The 19,158-nt window shown below is 37.4% G+C and carries 18 protein-coding genes and 1 other RNA gene; 6 read left to right on the forward strand and 13 right to left on the reverse strand.

The genetic code is table 11. From position 1 onward, the window contains the following. The first annotated feature begins 181 nt into the window (after positions 1-181). Complete coding sequence (locus VJJ03_RS07905; protein ID WP_009744596.1) at positions 182-1,267, forward strand: methyltransferase; 1,086 nt, start codon at positions 182-184, stop codon at positions 1,265-1,267. Positions 1,268-1,334: 67 nt separating this feature from the next. Here VJJ03_RS07905 and VJJ03_RS07910 read toward each other — a convergent pair whose 3' ends face one another. The 8 genes from VJJ03_RS07910 to VJJ03_RS07945 form a co-directional block, all read right to left on the reverse strand. Further along, positions 1,335-1,550, reverse strand: coding sequence for a DUF2892 domain-containing protein (locus VJJ03_RS07910; protein ID WP_009744595.1), 216 nt, complete (start codon positions 1,548-1,550; stop codon positions 1,335-1,337). A 57-nt stretch (positions 1,551-1,607) separates the two neighbouring features. After that, positions 1,608-2,102, reverse strand: a complete 495-nt coding sequence (locus VJJ03_RS07915; protein ID WP_323974853.1) for a hypothetical protein — start codon at positions 2,100-2,102, stop codon at positions 1,608-1,610. Between the two features lie 11 nt (positions 2,103-2,113). Next, positions 2,114-3,559 (reverse strand): tRNA (N6-isopentenyl adenosine(37)-C2)-methylthiotransferase MiaB, encoded by a 1,446-nt coding sequence (miaB, locus tag VJJ03_RS07920; RefSeq protein WP_009744593.1) that lies wholly within the window; start codon positions 3,557-3,559, stop codon positions 2,114-2,116. Positions 3,560-3,780: 221 nt separating this feature from the next. Then, complete coding sequence (locus VJJ03_RS07925) at positions 3,781-4,119, reverse strand: hypothetical protein (RefSeq protein ID WP_009744592.1); 339 nt, start codon at positions 4,117-4,119, stop codon at positions 3,781-3,783. Positions 4,120-4,129: 10 nt separating this feature from the next. Beyond that, on the reverse strand, positions 4,130-6,547 hold the full coding sequence (gene thrA / locus VJJ03_RS07930) for a bifunctional aspartate kinase/homoserine dehydrogenase I (protein WP_323974857.1): 2,418 nt from the start codon (positions 6,545-6,547) through the stop codon (positions 4,130-4,132). Positions 6,548-6,794: 247 nt separating this feature from the next. After that, positions 6,795-7,997 carry a threonine ammonia-lyase gene (gene ilvA, locus VJJ03_RS07935; RefSeq protein WP_009744590.1) on the reverse strand — a complete coding sequence of 401 codons (1,203 nt, stop codon included), beginning with the start codon at positions 7,995-7,997 and terminating at the stop codon, positions 6,795-6,797. Positions 7,998-8,386: 389 nt separating this feature from the next. Next, entirely contained in the window at positions 8,387-9,019 is a 633-nt protein-coding gene (locus VJJ03_RS07940) for an ABC transporter ATP-binding protein (protein ID WP_009744589.1), read from the reverse strand. Then, entirely contained in the window at positions 8,979-9,896 is a 918-nt protein-coding gene (locus tag VJJ03_RS07945; protein ID WP_009744588.1) for a hypothetical protein, read from the reverse strand. Before VJJ03_RS07945 ends, VJJ03_RS07940 begins: the two co-directional genes overlap by 41 nt. A 349-nt stretch (positions 9,897-10,245) precedes the next feature. Here VJJ03_RS07945 and ssrA point away from each other — a divergent pair. Next, positions 10,246-10,649, forward strand: a transfer-messenger RNA (tmRNA) gene (gene ssrA, locus VJJ03_RS07950). A 44-nt stretch (positions 10,650-10,693) separates the two neighbouring features. On the opposite strand, the gene deoC is transcribed toward ssrA, so the two are convergent. Next, positions 10,694-11,323, reverse strand: a complete 630-nt coding sequence (deoC, locus tag VJJ03_RS07955; protein WP_323974859.1) for a deoxyribose-phosphate aldolase — start codon at positions 11,321-11,323, stop codon at positions 10,694-10,696. Between the two features lie 73 nt (positions 11,324-11,396). Beyond that, entirely contained in the window at positions 11,397-11,714 is a 318-nt protein-coding gene (gene trxA, locus VJJ03_RS07960; RefSeq protein ID WP_323974861.1) for a thioredoxin, read from the reverse strand. A 171-nt stretch (positions 11,715-11,885) separates the two neighbouring features. Here trxA and hemN point away from each other — a divergent pair, with 171 nt between their 5' ends. Further along, positions 11,886-13,250: an oxygen-independent coproporphyrinogen III oxidase gene (gene hemN, locus VJJ03_RS07965; protein WP_323974863.1), complete on the forward strand. Its 1,365-nt coding sequence runs from the start codon at positions 11,886-11,888 to the stop codon at positions 13,248-13,250. On the opposite strand, the gene VJJ03_RS07970 is transcribed toward hemN, so the two are convergent. Genes VJJ03_RS07970 through VJJ03_RS07980 form a run of 3 tightly spaced genes read right to left on the reverse strand, consistent with a single transcriptional unit; the run spans position 13,243 to position 16,092 of the window. After that, positions 13,243-13,794: a LemA family protein gene (locus tag VJJ03_RS07970; protein WP_323974865.1), complete on the reverse strand. Its 552-nt coding sequence runs from the start codon at positions 13,792-13,794 to the stop codon at positions 13,243-13,245. The genes hemN and VJJ03_RS07970 overlap by 8 nt on opposite strands. 12 nt (positions 13,795-13,806) lie before the next feature. Further along, the gene (locus tag VJJ03_RS07975; protein WP_323974867.1) at positions 13,807-15,372 is read right to left on the reverse strand and encodes a DUF3137 domain-containing protein; all 1,566 of its coding nucleotides are present in this window, start codon (positions 15,370-15,372) and stop codon (positions 13,807-13,809) included. Positions 15,373-15,402: 30 nt separating this feature from the next. Then, positions 15,403-16,092 carry a TIGR00730 family Rossman fold protein gene (locus tag VJJ03_RS07980; protein ID WP_009744582.1) on the reverse strand — a complete coding sequence of 230 codons (690 nt, stop codon included), beginning with the start codon at positions 16,090-16,092 and terminating at the stop codon, positions 15,403-15,405. 118 nt (positions 16,093-16,210) lie between these two features. On the opposite strand from VJJ03_RS07980, the gene VJJ03_RS07985 reads away from it, so the two are divergent. Genes VJJ03_RS07985 through VJJ03_RS07995 form a run of 3 tightly spaced genes read left to right on the forward strand, consistent with a single transcriptional unit; the run spans position 16,211 to position 19,098 of the window. Next, positions 16,211-17,107: an ATP-binding cassette domain-containing protein gene (locus VJJ03_RS07985; protein ID WP_009744581.1), complete on the forward strand. Its 897-nt coding sequence runs from the start codon at positions 16,211-16,213 to the stop codon at positions 17,105-17,107. 3 nt (positions 17,108-17,110) lie between these two features. Then, the gene (locus tag VJJ03_RS07990) at positions 17,111-18,049 is read left to right on the forward strand and encodes an ATP-binding cassette domain-containing protein (protein WP_323974871.1); all 939 of its coding nucleotides are present in this window, start codon (positions 17,111-17,113) and stop codon (positions 18,047-18,049) included. Positions 18,050-18,054: 5 nt separating this feature from the next. Next, positions 18,055-19,098, forward strand: a complete 1,044-nt coding sequence (locus VJJ03_RS07995) for a hypothetical protein (protein ID WP_323974873.1) — start codon at positions 18,055-18,057, stop codon at positions 19,096-19,098. Positions 19,099-19,158: the final 60 nt, after the last annotated feature.

The raw sequence follows: 19,158 nt of genomic DNA on the forward strand, positions 1-19,158 counted from the left end.
TGAAAGGTAAAATAAATTTTTTTTTAAAGATAATACGTCATATTTGTAAGTGTTTGATTATTATGTAATTATATATTTGTAGTGTTTTTTGAGTAGTAGAAAAAATTATGAAAAATATAAATTTGTATACTTATAAAAAAAGATGTACTTTTGCGAGAAATTCTGTTAATTATTCATTTGCATGAAATTATCCCCTCTTGTAGAAAAACAATATACCAAGGAACAACTTTCGGCAAGCAGAGCACAGCGCTTAGCTCATGAACTTGCCTTTGCTCCTGTAGCCTTTCAGGTATCTCGGCTCATGGTGAAGTTTGGCATCTTAAAAGCCTTATCAGAACATACCGAAGGACTGACACAACAGGAACTCGCTCAACAAACACAGCTAAGTGGCTATGCCATACAGGTACTGTTGGAAGCATCCCTTTCTATAGGAACGGTAATTGTACAAGAAGATAAGTTCTTCCTTACTAAGGCAGGTTGGTTTCTTTTGAAGGATGAGGCAGTACGTATCAATATGGAATTCATTCATCAGGTATGTTATCAAGGGCTTTTCTATATGGAGGAAACCCTGCTGACAGGTAAGCCAGAAGGCTTAAAGGTATTTGGCGATTGGGATACTATTTACGAAGGACTTTCTCAGCTTCCGCAGGAAGCTAAGGAAAAGTGGTTTGCCTTTGACCATTATTACTCCGATAACTCTTTTAAGGAGGCATTAAAAATTGTTTTTTCTACTCCTGTTAAAAAGCTATTGGATGTGGGAGGGAATACCGGACGCTGGGCTCTTCAGTGTGTAGGGTATAACCCTGAAGTAGAGGTTACTATTATGGATTTACCTCAACAGCTTTCCCTTATGCGTGTAGCGACAAAAGGTAAAAAAGGAGCAGAGCGCATTAAGGAATACCCTGCTAATCTGTTAGATAAGAAAGAGGTTTTTCCCAAAGGATTTGAGGTGATATGGATGAGCCAATTTCTGGATTGTTTCTCCCCGGATGAAGCTACTAATATTCTTGAGCGTGCCTGCCATGCTATGACCGAGGATACTCGGTTATATATACTGGAGAGCTATTGGGATAGGCAACAGCATGAAACCGGAGCATACTGCCTTACTCAAATTAGCCTCTATTTCTCCGTAATGGCAAATGGAAATAGTAAGATGTACTATTCACAAGATATGATAGAATGTATAGAAAAAGCCGGTTTGAAAGTAGAGAAAATATATGACCACTTAGGAAAGGGGCATAGTATCTTTGTTTGTAAAAAGAACTAAAAATAATATTCAGGGACAGGAAAGGGGGATACTTGTTTGAAGTGTCCCCCTTTCTTGACTGAGGACTTTAGCTTATCTTTTCTCTTTTATAGGTATTAATATTCAGAAGTCTATAAATAGGAGAGAAATTTAGCATAATAGTAACAATTAGAACAATAGAAATTGCTCCTAATACGGAAGCTATAATATCATTGGAGATTACCTTAAATTCCCCTAAAATAGCTACAATAAGCACGAATAACAAGCGTACTCGCTTATCAGTTTTCCCTATATTCCTGTCCATAAGAAAAGCTGTTTTTATTTGAAAGGCAAAGATATGAAAAAACTTTATATAAAAAAATTATTCCTCCCAATCTATAGAAAGAATTTCTCCTGAGAGGGCAAATTGTACAGAGATGACTTCCTCTTCTTCGACATCTTCTCCATAATAAGGTGCAAAGTACATATCTACATCAGCCTCTTCCTCTTTGGGATACCAAAAATCAATAATATCTAACTCTAATTCACCAACGAAAGTTTCGATATCACAAGGAGTCTTTTTTGTTTTTTCCTTAAAGTGATTGAAATAGTCTGGGTGCTCTTTCAGATATTGTATAAGGGCTTTTCGTGCTTGCTCTTCTCTCTTGGGTAGGTTCTTTATAAAAGATTCAAAAGCATCTAAGCGCTCTTTTAAGAGGTTATCTCCTTTGTAAAACCAGAAAGATACCCAGATAATACTGTCTTTGTAAGGAATCTCTTGTTCCCAAAGAACATCATAAGAATCATCTTGGCTTACACCTTCCACAGAGCAAGTGTCTAAGGTACCGAAATAGGGGTGTATCAGTTTTGTTGTCATAGGATTACGTATTAGTTCATATCGCTATACCCCACCGCTTCCCCTATGAGAGTGGTGGAGGTACAATTGGTTATTTTTACATTGACAAAATCGCCTACCTTATATTGTTCCTTCGGGAATACGACCACTGTATTCTGGGTGTTGCGCCCCATCCACTCTTGGTCGGATTTCTTGGAATTGCCCTCTATGAGCACCTCTACGGTTTTGCCCACTTGGGCTTGGGTACGGTAGTGGCTGTGTTTTTGTTGGAGGTCAATAATTTCTGCAAGGCGACGTTTTTTTACTTCTTCGGGTACATCGTCCAGGATTTTACGGGCTGCCAAGGTGCCAGGGCGTTCGGAGTAGGCAAACATAAATCCAAAATCATATTTGACATACTCCATCAGGGAAAGAGTATCTTGATGATCTTCTTCGGTCTCGGTGGGAAATCCAGTAATCATATCCTGAGAGATAGCACAATCAGGAATGCGCTCACGAATTCCATCAATAAGAGCAAAATATTCCTCACGAGTATGTAAGCGGTTCATTGCCTTGAGAATACGATTGCTGCCACTCTGTACAGGTAGGTGTATATACTTACAGATATTGTGATGCTTTGCCATAGTATCAATTACGTCCAAAGTCATATCTTGAGGATTGGAAGTGGAAAAGCGGATACGCATTTTGGGAAATTCAGAAGCAACTATATCCAAGAGTTTAGCAAAATTCACAGCAGTAACTTTTTGGATGTCAGAAGCCTTTTCAAAATCTTTCTTTAGTCCACCCCCATACCATAGGTAGCTATCCACATTTTGTCCAAGCAAAGTAATTTCTTTATAACCACGCTGTTGTAATTCAGCTATTTCATTAATGATTGAATGAGGGTCTCGGCTACGCTCTCTACCACGGGTAAAAGGAACAATACAGAAAGTACACATATTATCACAACCCCTAGTAATGGAGACAAAAGCGGTTACTCCATTGCTATTGAGGCGAATAGGGGAAATGTCTGCATACGTTTCATCCTTAGAGAGCTGCACATTTACTGCATCACGACCATTGTCTACTTCTGTCAGGAGGTTAGGTAAATCCTTATAAGCGTCAGGTCCTACTACTAAGTCCACAATATGTTCCTCTTCCAAGAACTTATGTTTGAGTCGTTCAGCCATGCATCCTAGTACTCCAACCCTCATAGCAGGCTTATGTCGTTTTACAGTATTGAACTGCTCAAGGCGCTTACGGATGGTTTGTTCTGCTTTCTCCCTGACCGAACAGGTATTAATCAGTATTAAATCCGCTTCATGGAGCTTATCAGTAGTATTGAACCCTTCCTTGTGAAGAATAGAGGCAACGATTTCACTATCAGAGAAATTCATCTGACAGCCATAGCTTTCTATATAGAGCTTACGTGTATTTTTAGTATCGCTTTCAAGGGTAAGGGGAGCACCCTGCCGTGTTTCATCGATTACTTTTTCCATCAATCAGTCATTGTTTAAGGGTGCAAAAATAAGTTTTTTTTCGTTTAAAAATGAGTTTTTGGTTTGCTTTTTTCTTATATATTCTTTGTCCTTTGTCTCAATGGGTTTCTTAAGTTTAAGGCAGCATAAAATAGTAAGATAATATAAGAATTTGTACCGATCTCTACCGCGTATGTAAAATTCTCGTCAGCTAATAGGAGAGGATAATTTCTCATAATGAATTAATCTTTGAAAAGATCTCTTTCTATATCCTCCATTTCAATGATGTCCAAAGCTTCCTGTAGGGTAGGGCAGGCGACAAGTTCCTCAGGAAAGGTATCAGGGTCATAAAGAGGGGAGACCACTACAAAGGAGTGTTCTGTTTCGCTCCGGAACATTTCACTGAGGTAGAAAAGAGCATCAAGTTCTTCTTCTTCCAAGTGTTCTACCTCACTGAGGTTGATAACGATGTGGTAAGGACGCAAGGTAGGATCCTTTAGTAGGAGGTTGGCAGTTTCCAAGTTAATCTCCTCTCCACTAAGGCGAATGGTAGCGATAAGGTCTTTTTTGTGGATATGCATAAAAGTATATTTATTTGTTACCAATAATTCTGAGAATATCTCCAAACACACCGCGAGCAGTAACGGCAGCACCAGCACCTGCTCCTTGTATTACAATGGGGTTTTCTCCATAGGATTCAGTATAGATTTCAAAGATAGAATCGGCTCCTTTGACCTGCCCTAAGGCGCTGTTTTCGGGAACAGAAACCAACTGTACATTAAGGTGAGCTGTTTGGGTCTGTGAAAGATCTCCATGAAGATCTCCAACATAACGTAAGACAGTACCTTTGGGAGCATTGTCCTTAATTTTTTGATAGATAGGGTCAAATTCCTGTAAGCGAGAGAGGAACTCCTCACGACTTCCTGAGCGAAGTGTCTCAGGGATAAGATTCTCAATAGAGACCTCAGAGAATTCATTCTCCAAATCCAATTCACGAGCTAAAATCAAAAGCTTACGACCGACATCGTTACCACAGAGGTCTTCCCGAGGATCAGGTTCAGTATAACCACTGTCAATAGCTCTTTGGAGAATCTGGCTAAAAGGAGCATTACTTGCAGAATAGGTATTGAACAGGAAACTTAAAGTACCAGAGAAAATACCTTTTATACGGGTGATATTCTCTCCAGAATGATGAAGGAGCTTAATGGTATCAATAAGAGGTAACCCAGCGCCCACATTAGTTTCATATAGGTACTGTTTCTTGTATTGGGCAAGGGTTTCTCGTAGCTTTTTATAGAAAGTGTAATCAATAGTATTTGCAATTTTGTTGGCAGAGACTAAATCAAAGCCATTTTTCACTAAGGATAGATAGTGCTCCACGAATGTTTTGCTGGCAGTTACATCAATGGCAATAAGGTTTTCTAAATGATGTTGCTGAACCAAAGTGATGAATTGATTGAAAGCATACGGGTGTGCTTGTTCTGTGAAAAAGGCGTATTGCTTTGGAGTTATTCCTCTGTGATTAAATAAGAGCTCCTTGGAGCTGGCTATAGCAATGATTTGTAGATTGATATTTCTACGCTTGAGGATATCGGTACGCGCCTCAAATATCTGTTCAATAAGAGTATTCCCTACTGTTCCACGTCCGAAAATAGCTAAATTAATGCGTTTGGAGATTTCAAAGATTTCTCCGTGAATGACATTTACCGCTTTAGGTAAGTCCTTCTTGTAAATAACTACACTTACATTTTTCCCCGTAGCAGAATTATTAATCAAAAGAGGGGTTATTTGGTTGCGAATGAGAGCATTATAAGGTTTGTCAAAATCGGCTAAGTTCTGTCCTACAATGGAAATAACTCCTACATCTTCCACCACACGAACCTTACTAACATCCTGGTTATATACATCGGTCTCGAACTCTTTTTCAAGAGCTTGTTTTGCTTTTTGTGCCTCCTTATTGGCAACTAAAAAACCAATACCTCGCTCAGAAGAACCTTGAGAGATAATGCTTACACTAATTTTTGCTTCGGCAAGAGAGCGGAAGATACGAGCATCTACCCCTACCTTACCCAGGAGTCCTCGTCCTTCTAAGATCACCAAGGCATAATCTTCCAATACGGAAATAGCGCGAATTCCCCCTGTGGAAGTGCCCTCCTCGCAAATAAGGGTTCCTTGTTCCTGAGCTTTAAAGGTATTGAGAATACGCAGGGGAATCTTCTTCTCTAGGAGAGGAATGATGGTTTTGGCATGTAGGATTGAGGTGCCAAAGTTAGCCAATTCATTAGCTTCCTCAAAGGAGAGTTGTTGGATAATTTTAGCATCAGGAACCAATTCAGGATTAGCCGTGAAGATACCATCCACATGGGTATAGTTCTGTAGCTCCTCAGCATCCAAAAAATTAGCAAGTAGGGAAGCAGAATAATTACTACCATTACGTCCAAGAGTCGTAGTCTGACCATGTACATTGGCAGCAATAAAACCAGTTACTATAGGCACTACCTCTGAGGAGATTTGAGTGAAATACTGGATGGTATTCCTACGGGAGGTGTCCTCAATGAGTTGGGCATTGCCAAAGAAGCTATCGGTAGTATAGAAATACCTACTATCTACAAACTCTGCCTTAATACCTTGCTTTGTAAGGAGGTGGGTGATGAACTTAGCGGAAAGGACTTCACCTTGTGCTAAAGTATTATCTTTTATTTTCTCATTATAATCCCCAAGAAGGAAAACACCGTCAAAGATCTTTTGGAGAATAGAAAATTCCTCAGAGAAGTCAATATCCTCCCCAGCAGTCTGGTACTCTTTGAAAGCTTGAAAATCAGCAGATATGTCCCCTCCTTGGCTTGCTTTTTCTAGCATAGCCTCTAACTGGTCGGTAGCTTTATCACGTGCAGAAACAACCACTGCAATAGGTTGTCTTTGACCTACTTTTCCAGTGATGATAGAGAGTACAGTTCTGAGCCCTTCTCCATTAGCGAGGGATTTTCCTCCGAATTTGAGTATTTGCATAAACTTAGTTTTTCAGGATTATAAAGTGATAATAAAGTTTTATGTTTTTTTACTTTGTTTAAAGGTGCAAATATACAAAATTCTTTCATTTGCAAATAAAAAAGAAATAAATTTTTAGATAATAAATTTTTACAGATATTTTTTAGTTACTTGTTTATTTTCATTTTTTACTCAGCAAAAGTACAACATTTTAAAAGTGTTGTCAAGGAAAATAGTGATGAGAAGTGTCCATACCCTTAAAAAGGTATTATTTGGTAGGGGTAATTTCGTAATTCTTCTCTTTGAAAGCTTTTATGAGTCTTTGTACATGAGCGGATCCATTTGTTTCCACTGTAACAAGTACTTCTATATCACGGAATCTGGAAAGATTTTTGAATTGGTTATGAGCCAGTTTTACTATATTGGCACCTTCTTGGGCAATAATTTGAGTAATTTTGGTCAATTCACCAGGTCTGTCCTGAATACCTACGGAGAAGTTAAAGATTCTATCTCGGCTAACAAGTCCTTTGTTAATCATGGAAGAAATCATAAGCACATCTATATTACCACCGCTTACTACAGGGACTACTTTTTTATTTTTTTGATGTAATTTTTTAAGAGCTGCTACGGGTAAAATACCGGAATTTTCAGCAATGATTTTATGTTTTTCCACCAATAGGAGAAAGGCTTCCATCAACTCATAATCGGATATGGTAATAATCTCATCAATATATTCTTTGATATATTCAAAATTAATATCTCCAATTCTTTTTACAGCAGTACCATCAGCGATGGTATTGGCTTCAGGGAGCTCTACTACTTTATTTTCTTTAATTGCCTCTAAGGCAGAAGCTGCTCCACTAGGTTCCACCCCTATGATTCGGATAGAGGGTTTTATGAGTTTAGCAGCACAAGCTATACCAGAGATAAGCCCCCCTCCTCCTATGGGCACTAGGATAATATCAGTATCAGGAGCCTCTTCTAAGATTTCTAAGGCAATAGTTCCCTGCCCCTCTAATACATCTTCATCATTAAAAGGATGTACAAAAACATAGCCCTTTTGTGCTTCTAATTCTTTGGCTTTTTTATAAGCATCATCATAGACATCTCCGTATAGGACTACTTCAGCGCCATATTTTTTGGTAGATTCTACCTTTATAAGGGGAGTGGTTTGAGGCATAACGATAACAGCCTTTATACCTAGTTCTTTAGCAGCATAAGCTACTCCTTGTGCATGATTTCCTGCAGAAGAAGCGATGACCCCTCTTTTTTTCTCCTCTGGAGTAAGTTTTAGAATTTTGTTGTAGGCACCTCGTATTTTGAAAGAGCCTGTTTTTTGTAGATTCTCAGGCTTTATGAATACTTTATTTCCGGATTCTTCCGAAAAAATAGGACTGTAAATGAGCTTGGTGTTCAAAAGAACTTGTGACAAATGTTCTCTTGCAGAGATGAAATCTTCTAAAGTATGCATATATGAATTTTTAAAAGTATTTTTACAAAAAAGATAGGAAAAAACCCTTGCAAAGATACGAAAAATAATGATTAATTATTGATAATTAATCATTTTATATAAGAAGAATTAGATTTTTAAAAAAAGCATTTTTAAAAGATATTCATTGGTTTTTTTGTAGATATTTTTACTTCAAAATTGGATTTAAATAGTTATTAAAATAGTTAGAAAATAATTGTTAAGGAGTGTAATTTGTTCAGATATGAGTAATCAGTGGGAAATCCAAAATAAAATAATAAAAAAAAGACTATAAATAGAGGGAGCTTTCATCAAATAATTCCAAAGTGTAAGAGGTCATTTTTGTGAATTTTTCAAGAATATTTTTAACCCATTCTTGTTATTGAAATGTATTATTGTGATTTTCTTAAAAGTTCTTCTATAACAGCTATTTCATGAGATTCAAAGGCTTGGAATGTTCCACCCTGTAGCAGATATATTCTCTCACAATTTCGTAGGGTTTCCAATAGGTGAGATGCTACAAATACAATGTGGGTTTGTGCTAAAGTATAGAGTAACTGTTTGATATGTAGGGCAGATATTACATCCAAACCATTAAAGGGTTCATCAAAGATATAAAGAATATAAGGCTTTTGTAGTAGAGCATTGTAATACACCTTCTTGCGCATACCTGTGGATAGATTCTTGATAATCATATTTTTATCTATATCAAAGACATACTCTTTAGCTGGGGATATTCCTAAGAGCTTACTGTAAAAAGTATAAAACTCCCCTACAGTGAGATAATCATACAAGTAGGGTTCTGTAGGAGAGAAAGCAACTTGGTCAGAAGAAAGTACCTTTTCATTATAGAAGGTAGTTCCCTTATAAGGTTCCAACCCACTAAGACACTTGAAAAAGGTTGTTTTCCCTGCACCATTAGCTCCGACTACGCCATAGAGCCCTACTTTACTCAAGGAGAGCTGGATACAACCAAGAACTTGCTTATTTTGGTATTTCTTTTCCTGAAGATTTATCTGTAACATACTGATAGCTTTGAATATTCTGGATGGCTTTGTAATAAAGGTAAGGAAGGACTAACAAGGGGAGGATATACAGTACCCCAAAGAAGATGGTTACCATGGCAAGGGATTGAGCGAGAGGATGAGTAAAAAAAGCATATTTGGTGATGCCACCCACTATAGGAAACCCTAAGCATATAGGAAGTACCATAACATTATCTGTACCAAAAGCAATAAGATAAGTTAGCCAGATAGGGCAAAAGAATAGTATCGCATTTTTACTTCCTGTTATCAATTGATAGTGTAGATAATCTCCTCCTCGCTGGGCAGCTATACTCATATGGGCAGGGTATTCTCTCTCAAAGTAAGGTACACAGCATACGAAACCTGTAGCAATTAAGGCAAAAAGAGCTAAATTGGGATTTTTGTATACCGATGCAATAATAATAAGCCCTATAATGATAGGAAGAAAGAATAAGAGTTTGTATTTACGAAAAGTGCTATGCCACAGAGGATCAGCAAGAGAGAAAGGATAGGACAAAGTAAGGCTTCTCTGAGGGAGAAAGGCGATAACAATGATTCCGAAAAGATAGCCTGCTGCCACAAGAAAATCACTCTTATACACTGGGAGAAGTATAAAAGGTAGATTTTCTATAAGATACTCTCCTATAAGAATCCTTCTATACTGAGGATGACGCTTTAGTAAGAGCAGGTCTTCCCTGCTATTGTGATGGGAAAAGGTGGAGAGGAGGAAAAGAGCTAATACCCAACTCCATGAATTATAGTGCTGATATAAAGTATAAAGGGATCCTCCCAGAATCACTACGAGGATGGTTATAGTTAGGATGTCTCCTTTAGCGAAAAGTCTTCGGTAATAGATATAGACTAAATAGAGCGACATAATGATTAAGGTTAATAGATAAAGAGGACAGTTGACAGTTAAGGAGAAATAAGATTGGTAAAAAGAGTCTCACTATCTCTCTGTCTTTGTAAACTATTTTCTTGTCCACAATACAGGGCAAATATACATCATTATTCCCTAAATATGAAAATATTTGTAAAATTACTTCAGATTAGGATTTAGTCAGTTATCAGCGTAATCGAAAAACAACTACCTTAAGAGGTTCCTCTTCAAAGGGGCGCCTATAAGCAAGTAAGGAGAAAGCGAAGTAGTATTTAATGTTATAATATGTTAAAAAGTAGATTCTTTAAGAAAGAAACTGTACTTTTGCCCCAAATTACTTTGTAAAGGGGTCGACTGGTTTTGACAGCAAGCCTAAGCATGAAGTAAGCACGTCGAGCTATGAGACTAATGCTCGTTAATCTCTGTTTCAACACTTTAAATGGCGAAGATAACTACGCTCTTGCTGCCTAATCTGAATGATAGTAGGATTTCTGGCTAAGTCCCTACTAAGTAGGGAAGCGAGATGTCTCTGAAAGCCCTTGTTGATGGCTCGTCACTTAAGAGGCACCATTAAAATCAACATGGGACTTACCAATGGCTTCTTTTGGTAGGTTCAGCTCTTATAGAAGATAAGGAGATTGTGGGGTGTTTCCGCTCAGCAATATCACGAAAATCAAATGGAAACTAAGCGTGTAGAAAGCCTTGTGGTTACTTGTTTGGACGAGAGTTCGAATCTCTCCGACTCCACAGATTAAAATAAAAACCGTCCTACATAAGGGGCGGTTTCTATTTTTTTACACCAATATAGCTGAAGCACCAATACGGCTTACTCCAAGAGCTATATACTGTAAGGCTGTTTCTCTGTCACGAATACCTCCAGAGGCTTTCACTTTAGCACTTTCTCCAACGACTTCCTTCATAAGTCGTACATCACTTAGGGTAGCCCCTCCTGAGCCAAATCCCGTAGAGGTTTTTACAAAATCAGCTCCTGCTTCTATGGAGAGTTGGCAGGCAATGCGCTTTTCCTCATCAGTGAGGTAGCAGGTCTCTAAGATAACCTTCAGCACACGCTCTCCTACTTCCTGTTTTAGCTGGCGAATCTCCTCCAATACTTTCCCCTGTTGCCCAGACTTGAAATAGCCAATATTCATGACCATATCTATCTCATCCGCCCCTTCTTTTAGGGCTTGTGAGGTTTCATATAATTTTGCAGGAGTACTCATTGCTCCTAAAGGGAAACCTACTACGGTACATACTTTTATATCAGTATCTTTTAACAGTTCCTTAGCGAAGGGAACATAACCACTATTAACACATACAGAAAAGAATCCATAATGCTTAGCCTCTTGGCAGAGTTTTTCAATATCTGAAAAGGTGGCAGTTGCTTTTAGTAGTGTATAATCAATGTATTTTACAATATCCATAATGTTTGTGATTTCTTGAAGAAAAAGAAAGGTAATTTCACTGGCTGAAATTACCTTCTAATAAATTAAAATTTTACAAAAGAGAGTCCAAAGCATCGGTATAGGTTTTCTTAGGAGCGACCCCCACTTGGCGCCCTACTACTTCTCCATTCTTGAATACCAATACAGTAGGAATATTTCTCACCCCATATTTGGCAGCAAACTCTTGGTTGCTATCCACATCTATCTTACCTACAACTACTTTTCCTTCATATTCCTTGGCAACCTCTTCTATCACAGGACCAAGCATACGGCAAGGACCACACCAAGTAGCCCAAAAATCCACTAATACAGGTTTGTCACTCTTTAAAACTACTTCGTCAAAAGAAGCGTCAGTTATTTGTAATGCCATATCTTTATAACTTTTAAGATTAATGACTGCAAAGGTACAAAAATAATTGAAAGAATAATGTTTTTTTTGATAGATTTTTTCTATAGGAGTACAGGATTTTTTCAATGCTGATTGAGAACAAATTTTGCCATCTAAAGAAATTGATTTACCTTTGCACACTGATAAATAATTATGATACGGTCACTATTTCAAAAATATAATGTCCCTGGTCCGCGTTATACCAGTTATCCCACAGTTCCCTATTGGGAGAATTCTTCTTTTTCTTACGAGAAATGGGTTGCTTCTGTACAAACTTCTTTTTCTCAGAGCAATGCCTCTCAGGGAATTAGCTTATATATTCACCTGCCTTTTTGTGAGAGTCTTTGTACCTTCTGTGGTTGTCATAAACATATTACTAAGCGTCATGAAATGGAAGTTCCTTATATTGAAAATATACTTAAGGAATGGCAACTGTATTTGAATATTTTCCCTGGTAAGCCTCTTGTTAAGGAAATTCACTTAGGAGGGGGGACACCTACTTTCTTTTCTGCTGAACACTTACAATATCTTATTGAAAAAATCTTTGAAAAAGCTACCAGAACCTCTGACTTTCAGTTTAGTTTTGAAGGGCACCCTAATAATACTACCTACCAGCATTTGGAGACGCTTTACCGCTTAGGTTTTACTCGAGTAAGCTATGGGGTGCAGGATTATTCTCCTATAGTGCAAAGAGCTATCCACCGAATCCAACCTTTTGAGAATGTGGAACGTGTAACGCTTCAGGCACGAGCATTAGGTTATACTTCCATTAGCCATGACCTTATTTTTGGGCTTCCTTTCCAAGAAGAAACAGATGTGCGTCATACAATTGAATGTACAAATCGCCTGCGCCCTGATCGTATTTCTTTCTATAGCTATGCTCATGTGCCTTGGATAAAAGGAACAGGACAGCGTGGCTTTGATGAGAATGATCTGCCTACAGCTGACCAAAAACGACATTTATATGAGATTGGCAAAGAACAACTCTTGGACAATGGCTATATAGAGATTGGTATGGATCATTTCGCCTTGCCCTCAGACCAGATGTATGAATCCTTTGTCAATGGAACCTTACATCGTAACTTCATGGGGTATACTGCCTCCAAAACTCAGTTAATGATAGGATTAGGAATCTCTGCCATCAGTGATAGTTGGTATGGCTTTTCTCAAAATGTGAAGACTATAAAAGAATATGAACAGGTACTTACTCAGGATAGAATACCTGTTTATCGTGGACATATCCTCTCCGAGGAGGATCTTATTCTACGACGACACATCCTCAACCTTATGTGTCAGTTCTATACTTCATGGGAGGACAAATCTTTGCAATTTCCAGAGGCAGAAGAAGTAAAAGACCGTCTTCTTGAGATGGAAAAAGACGGACTTATTCATATCCTTGATAATGCTATAGAGATTACAGATGCAGGCAAACCTTTTGTTAGGAATATCTGCATGGCATTTGATTTGCGCTTACAGCGTAATGTGCCCACTACCCGTATTTTCAGTATGACTATCTAAATAATTCTTTGGCATCTACTGCAGTGCGTTGCTTTGCAGTGGCATATTGCCATTGATACTTAGAAAATCCAAAAATAGCAGCTATTACATTGGACGGGAAAGTGACCATAGCATCATTATAATCCGTAATAGATGCACTTAGGTAACGCCTGCCTGCGGAGAGTTGTTCCTCACACTCAGTGAAGGCTCGTTGTAGTTGGACAAATTGTGCACTTGCCTTTAGTTCAGGATAGGATTCTGCTCGTGCCATAATGTTCATAAGGGTTTTATCTCCCTCTTCTGATTGTAAGTAGGGATTCTCCTTATCTGTTACTACAGGTGTACGCAATTGGGTGATTTGAGCTATTGTCTCCTGTTCGTAGTTCATATACTCCTTAGTGGTAGTGATAAGGTTAGGAATTAGATCTGCTCGTTGGATAAAGAGTGAATCTAAAGAAGAAATAGCATTCTCTATCTGGTTACGACGCTTGGAGAGCCTATTGAAAGCTATTACTATATAAATGAGCAAGAGTATACTCACAGCTACTAAAATATATGTTATCATTGTTTTTACGATTTATTTTCTGTTTAATTCAAGGGTATCTATCATCTGTAACTGTTCTATAAGTTCTTCATATACATCTTCTACAAAAGTAAGGTCTATCTTTTGGAAGAGCATTGCTGCGGGAGAATAGTTTGCTTTGGAGAGTATATTTCCTCGATTGGTAGCAATGACTATATTATCGGAATTAATAGCGATATATACTTGCCCTTTATAACGCTCATTAAGTTTTTTGAGGCGTTCCATGAATGCAGGTGTTAGCACATAACGAGCTGTGATCTGATCGTCGCAGTATACCTCGAATAGTTTTTGAAACTCAGGGTCTTCCAAGCGAATTCTCTCTCCTCCTTGATTGAGATAAGTCCTAATTTCATTATCATTGATAGTTCCAAAAAAGCTTTTTACAGGATGAATTATAATCGGGTGTTCAAAGGTTTTGGGTGAACGTGCTACAAAGTAATTCCCATAGAAAGCTACATCATCAGGTTCTTTCTCTCCACGTATGGTAGGACGAAAAGTGACAGTAAGGTTACAGGATTGAAAAGGAATTCCATTATACCAACCTACAATTTGATCTCCTCCTGTTACGTTATATCGTTCTTGACGAAAAAGATAGGAGGATAGTAGGTCTCCTATCCCTATATGCCCATTCTCTATATACTGAAAATCAGGACTAATATAATGTACCAATTTTCCAAAAATATTCTTTTTTAATTGGGTATAGTCCTCAGTTCCTTCTAGTTTTTTCTTAGCATAACGGGACATCCCGAAGCTATATAGGAAGGTAATGATCACGAATCCTAATACAAAGTAGAGTACACTTTGTCCATTAGAGAAGCTTAACCTGCCAGTAATTCCTAAGAAAATCATTACAGCAATGAAAGCAAAAGCGATAATCACCTGTACTACAAACATATTCTTATTAGTGCTACGTCCTTTTTCCATGGAAGTGAGCATTGTTCCGAATGTGTCCTTAGCATAGGTACGGAACTCGGAGATAGGTTTAAGGATAATTGTTTCCTGGGTTGATATCTTTGGATTCTCTATACCAAAGGATTCATCCTTGTGATAGAGTTCATGCATAACCTCTTTGTATGCTCCCTCATCCGCTCCTGTAATTACTCGCTTGAGTTCAGCACTACCTGAACGATAATGCATAGGAAGGACGTATGTTTTGTTCTTAACAACAATATTTAAGTATGCAATAGGGTCAAGGTTTAACCGAGAACGTTTCCCAAAAGGAATTACAGTAAGGTAGTCATCTGCTTCATTAATAATACGGCATTCCTCTCCTTGTCCAATAAGGGAAAAGGCTTCCTCTATCTGTTCTTTTCTTTTGAGAATTTTCCAAACTTTTATAAGAGGGTAGCTTACCGAAATTAGTAATGCAATGGGGAGGAGCCATTTCACATACGAAGGGGCTTCACTCGCTTGCTGAGAGAGTAAAGGTAGTAGATATTTCACAACTAAGCATATAGCAACGATCAATAAAATAATCACTATAATAAGGTTGCGTAGGGTGATTCTTTTTTCTCTGCTTGCTTCATAGAGTACATATTCTTTAGCTTCTGTTAGGGTCATAATGATTGTTTTTAAAAATATAAAGATGAATCAAAACTTTGGTTTAAGGCTATATTTTAGGTAGAATTTCTCTATGATTTCCTCTACCTCATCGGTGGTATCTACTACTTTGAATATATCTATATCCTTAGCAGAAATATTGCCAAACTTATCTAAGAGTACTTCTTTAATCCAATTGATGAGTCCATTCCAAAATTCTGAACCTACTAAGATGATAGGGAAAGGCTCTATTTTGGTAGTCTGGATAAGGGTAATTGCTTCGAAAAGTTCATCCATAGTGCCGAAACCACCGGGAAAAACTACAAAAGCTTGGGAGTAGCGGACAAACATTACTTTACGGGCAAAGAAATAGTTAAATCGCAAGTTCTTATCTCGATCTATGTAAGGATTATCATGTTGTTCGAAGGGAAGTTCTATGTTAATCCCCACTGAAGCTCCTTCTCCTTGATAAGCTCCTTTATTAGCAGCTTCCATAATTCCAGGGCCTCCTCCAGTAATAATTCCAAACCCCATTTCCACAATACGCTGTGCTATTTCTGTTGCTAAATTATAGTACTTACTATCAGGCTTTATACGTGCTGAACCAAATACTGATACACAGGGACCTATCTCACTTAATCGTTCATAACCAGTTACAAACTCACTCATTATTTTAAAGATTCCCCAGGAATCATGTTGCTTAAGTGCTTGATTTTCTTGAAATTCTCTTCTTTTTGTCATTTCCTTTTCTTAAGAATTGTATAGGATACAAATTTATAACATTTTTTCTTAACAACCTGCTTTCTTTTCAATTATTTTTTACGTACATTTGCACTTGTTTTATTTTTGTACTTAATATATGGCTGTTATTGTTGAGAACTTGACAAAGAGTTACCCTCCACAGAAGGTAGTGGATCATATCTCCTTTGAACTTCATAAAGGAGAAGTAACAGGATTCTTAGGATTGAATGGAGCTGGTAAAACCACTACTATGAAAATGATGACAGGAGCACTTCTGCCTGATGAAGGAACTGTAAATATATTAGGATACTCTATTCTTACCCAGCGAGAACAAGCACAGAAACATATTGGTTACTTGCCAGAACATAATCCTTTGTACTTAGATATGTATATAAAGGAGTATTTGCAATATGTAGCGGATATTTATCATGCTCCCAAATCACGCATTGAGGATTGTATCGCACTTACTTCTTTAGAGAGTCATGCACATAAGAAAATATATACCCTTTCCAAAGGATATCGCCAACGTGTGGGCTTAGCCTCCACCTTATTACATGATCCAGATATATTAATCTTAGACGAACCTACCAATGGACTTGACCCTCAGCAGATTCTTGAAATACGACAGATTATTAAGGATTTAGGGAAAGATAAAGTGGTACTTCTCTCCTCTCACATTATGCAGGAAATACAGGCAGTATGCCAACGAGTACTTATTCTTCATAAAGGAAAAATTATCCTTGATGAGCAGATGAAGCATTTGCAGGACAAGGAACAAACTATCGAAATTCTCTTTGACTATCGTGTGGAAGAACAACTCCTACGCCGGATACCTCATATAAAAACAATTACCAATAATGAGGGATTTTTCTTTACGCTAACTTTTGATACACAGGAGGATATGAGGTCTAAACTCTTTGATTTTGCTTTAGAAAATGGATTAAAAATCCTACAAATGAACCATAAGCATACTGATTTGGAACAACTTTTTACGGAACTTACCAAAAACGATTAAAACATGCAGGATATCCTTCTTAAAATAGATGGTTTAACAAAAAATTACGGAAAACAGGTAGCTCTTTCTCAAGTGTCTTTAGAGGTGCCCCGGGGAAGTATCTTCGGGCTGTTAGGTCCCAATGGAGCAGGGAAAACAACTCTTATCCGTATGATTAATCAAATTATCTTTCCCGATAAGGGAGAGATCTTTATAGAAGGAGAACCCCTGACTCCTGCTCATATCAGTCAAATAGGTTATATGCCTGAGGAGAGAGGATTGTATAGAAATATGAATGTGGGTGAACAACTCCTCTATTTAGGGCAGCTCAAAGGACTTAGCAAATCGCAGGCAAATAAGCAATTGGATTTTTGGCTTAACCGCTTGGAGATCCCTCACTGGAAACATAAAAAGCTCCAAGAACTCTCTAAAGGAATGGCTCAAAAAGTACAGTTTATAGCCACTGTAATACATCAGCCTAAATTATTGATTTTTGATGAGGTTTTTAGTGGATTGGATCCCATCAATGCTGAGATTATTAAGGAGCAAGTGCTTTATTTACGACAGGAAGGAAGTACCATTCTTTTCTCCACCCATCGCATGGAATCAGTGGAAAGTCTCTGTGATTACATTGCCTTACTGAATCGCTCTAAGCTCCTTCTAAGCGGTGAACTTAGAAATATTAAAAGACAATTTCAAGAGGACAAATATGAAGTAGGTATTATCTCTAATCAAGGAAGTTCCTTTGAGGAATTAAGTCATTTGTATAAGATTTCTGCTGCACAATTTCCTTCCATTCATAATGAAAAAAAATGGCTCGTAGAACTCTCTACACAGCAAAACTCGAATGACTTACTTTATTATCTTTCCCAGAGAGGGAAAATAACTCACTTTAAACAACAAATTCCTTCTGTAGGTGATATTTTTATACAGACTATACAAAAAGAAAATAATAAATCCTAAGTATAATGAAATATAAATCTGTTAAGGTCATTTTATTACTATTCTCTTTAAGTATCCTTTTATTTAATTGTCAGTTCTTCAAGAACAAAGAGCAAAAAGAAGAGTTAACTACTTCTGAACATGTAGAAGATGAGAAAGAGGAAATCTTTACTGAAATTAGAAAGCATGTATATATAATCAAAAAGGAAGTTCATTATTATAAAGATCCTAAAGGAGAAACAGAAAAGGAATGGGTATATTATCTCGGAGATCGGTTGAATGTAACCGCTCAGTCAGCACACTTTTATAAAGTGGAGGATAATGAGACTCGCTTTGTCCGCAAGGAGGATACTGGAAATTATGAAGATATCATTTTAACAAAAAAAGAATTAGAAGCCTCAAGTACTTTTCTTATAGAAAATGATAAAGATGCTATGGATAAAGAAGTTACCAATTTCTCCCGATACTTCTCTGTCTCTCTTATCTCCCATGAAGAATATTTAACAGAATTAAAAAACAAATACGTATTCCTTACGGAGGATACCCTTGCCATTACTAAAAAAGATAAGATGCTTATTCTTCCTTGTAAAGATACATTGGTGAAACTTAAGGATATTGATCCTCAGGATGAATCCGTAGAGGATGATATGGATATGGCTATTTATGATTATATAGGAAAGGTGGACCTGCTTAACCAATATGTGATTCGTGGCTCTTATTTTGAAGCAGGAGATTATTTCTTCATAGATAAGGATACAGGAAAGAAAACTTCCTTAATAGGCAAACCTTTTCTCTCTCCTGATGGTAAGCATATTGTGTGTCTTAATATGGAAGAAATGGATGGGGTAGGTTATATATCTCTCTATGAGATGGTAGGTAAAACGACTTTCAAATTAAAAACTAAAGTAGAAGCGATTATCTCCTATTGGTTACCCTACGACTGGGGAAAAGAACCTATATTCTTTAGTAAAAAAGGCTATCTTTATGCTTCTATGAATCCTAGTGGATGTTATTATGACTCAGAAGGGGCAAATTCACAACGGAAGTATGTAAAAATAAGAATTAAGTAAGGGATATCTTCTATTTTTTATGAATTTATTCCAGTATCCCTTAGGATGAAGGAGAACCTC

The organism is Capnocytophaga sp. G2 (assembly GCF_035282625.1).
In the GTDB taxonomy this organism is placed as follows: Bacteria; Bacteroidota; Bacteroidia; order Flavobacteriales; family Flavobacteriaceae; genus Capnocytophaga.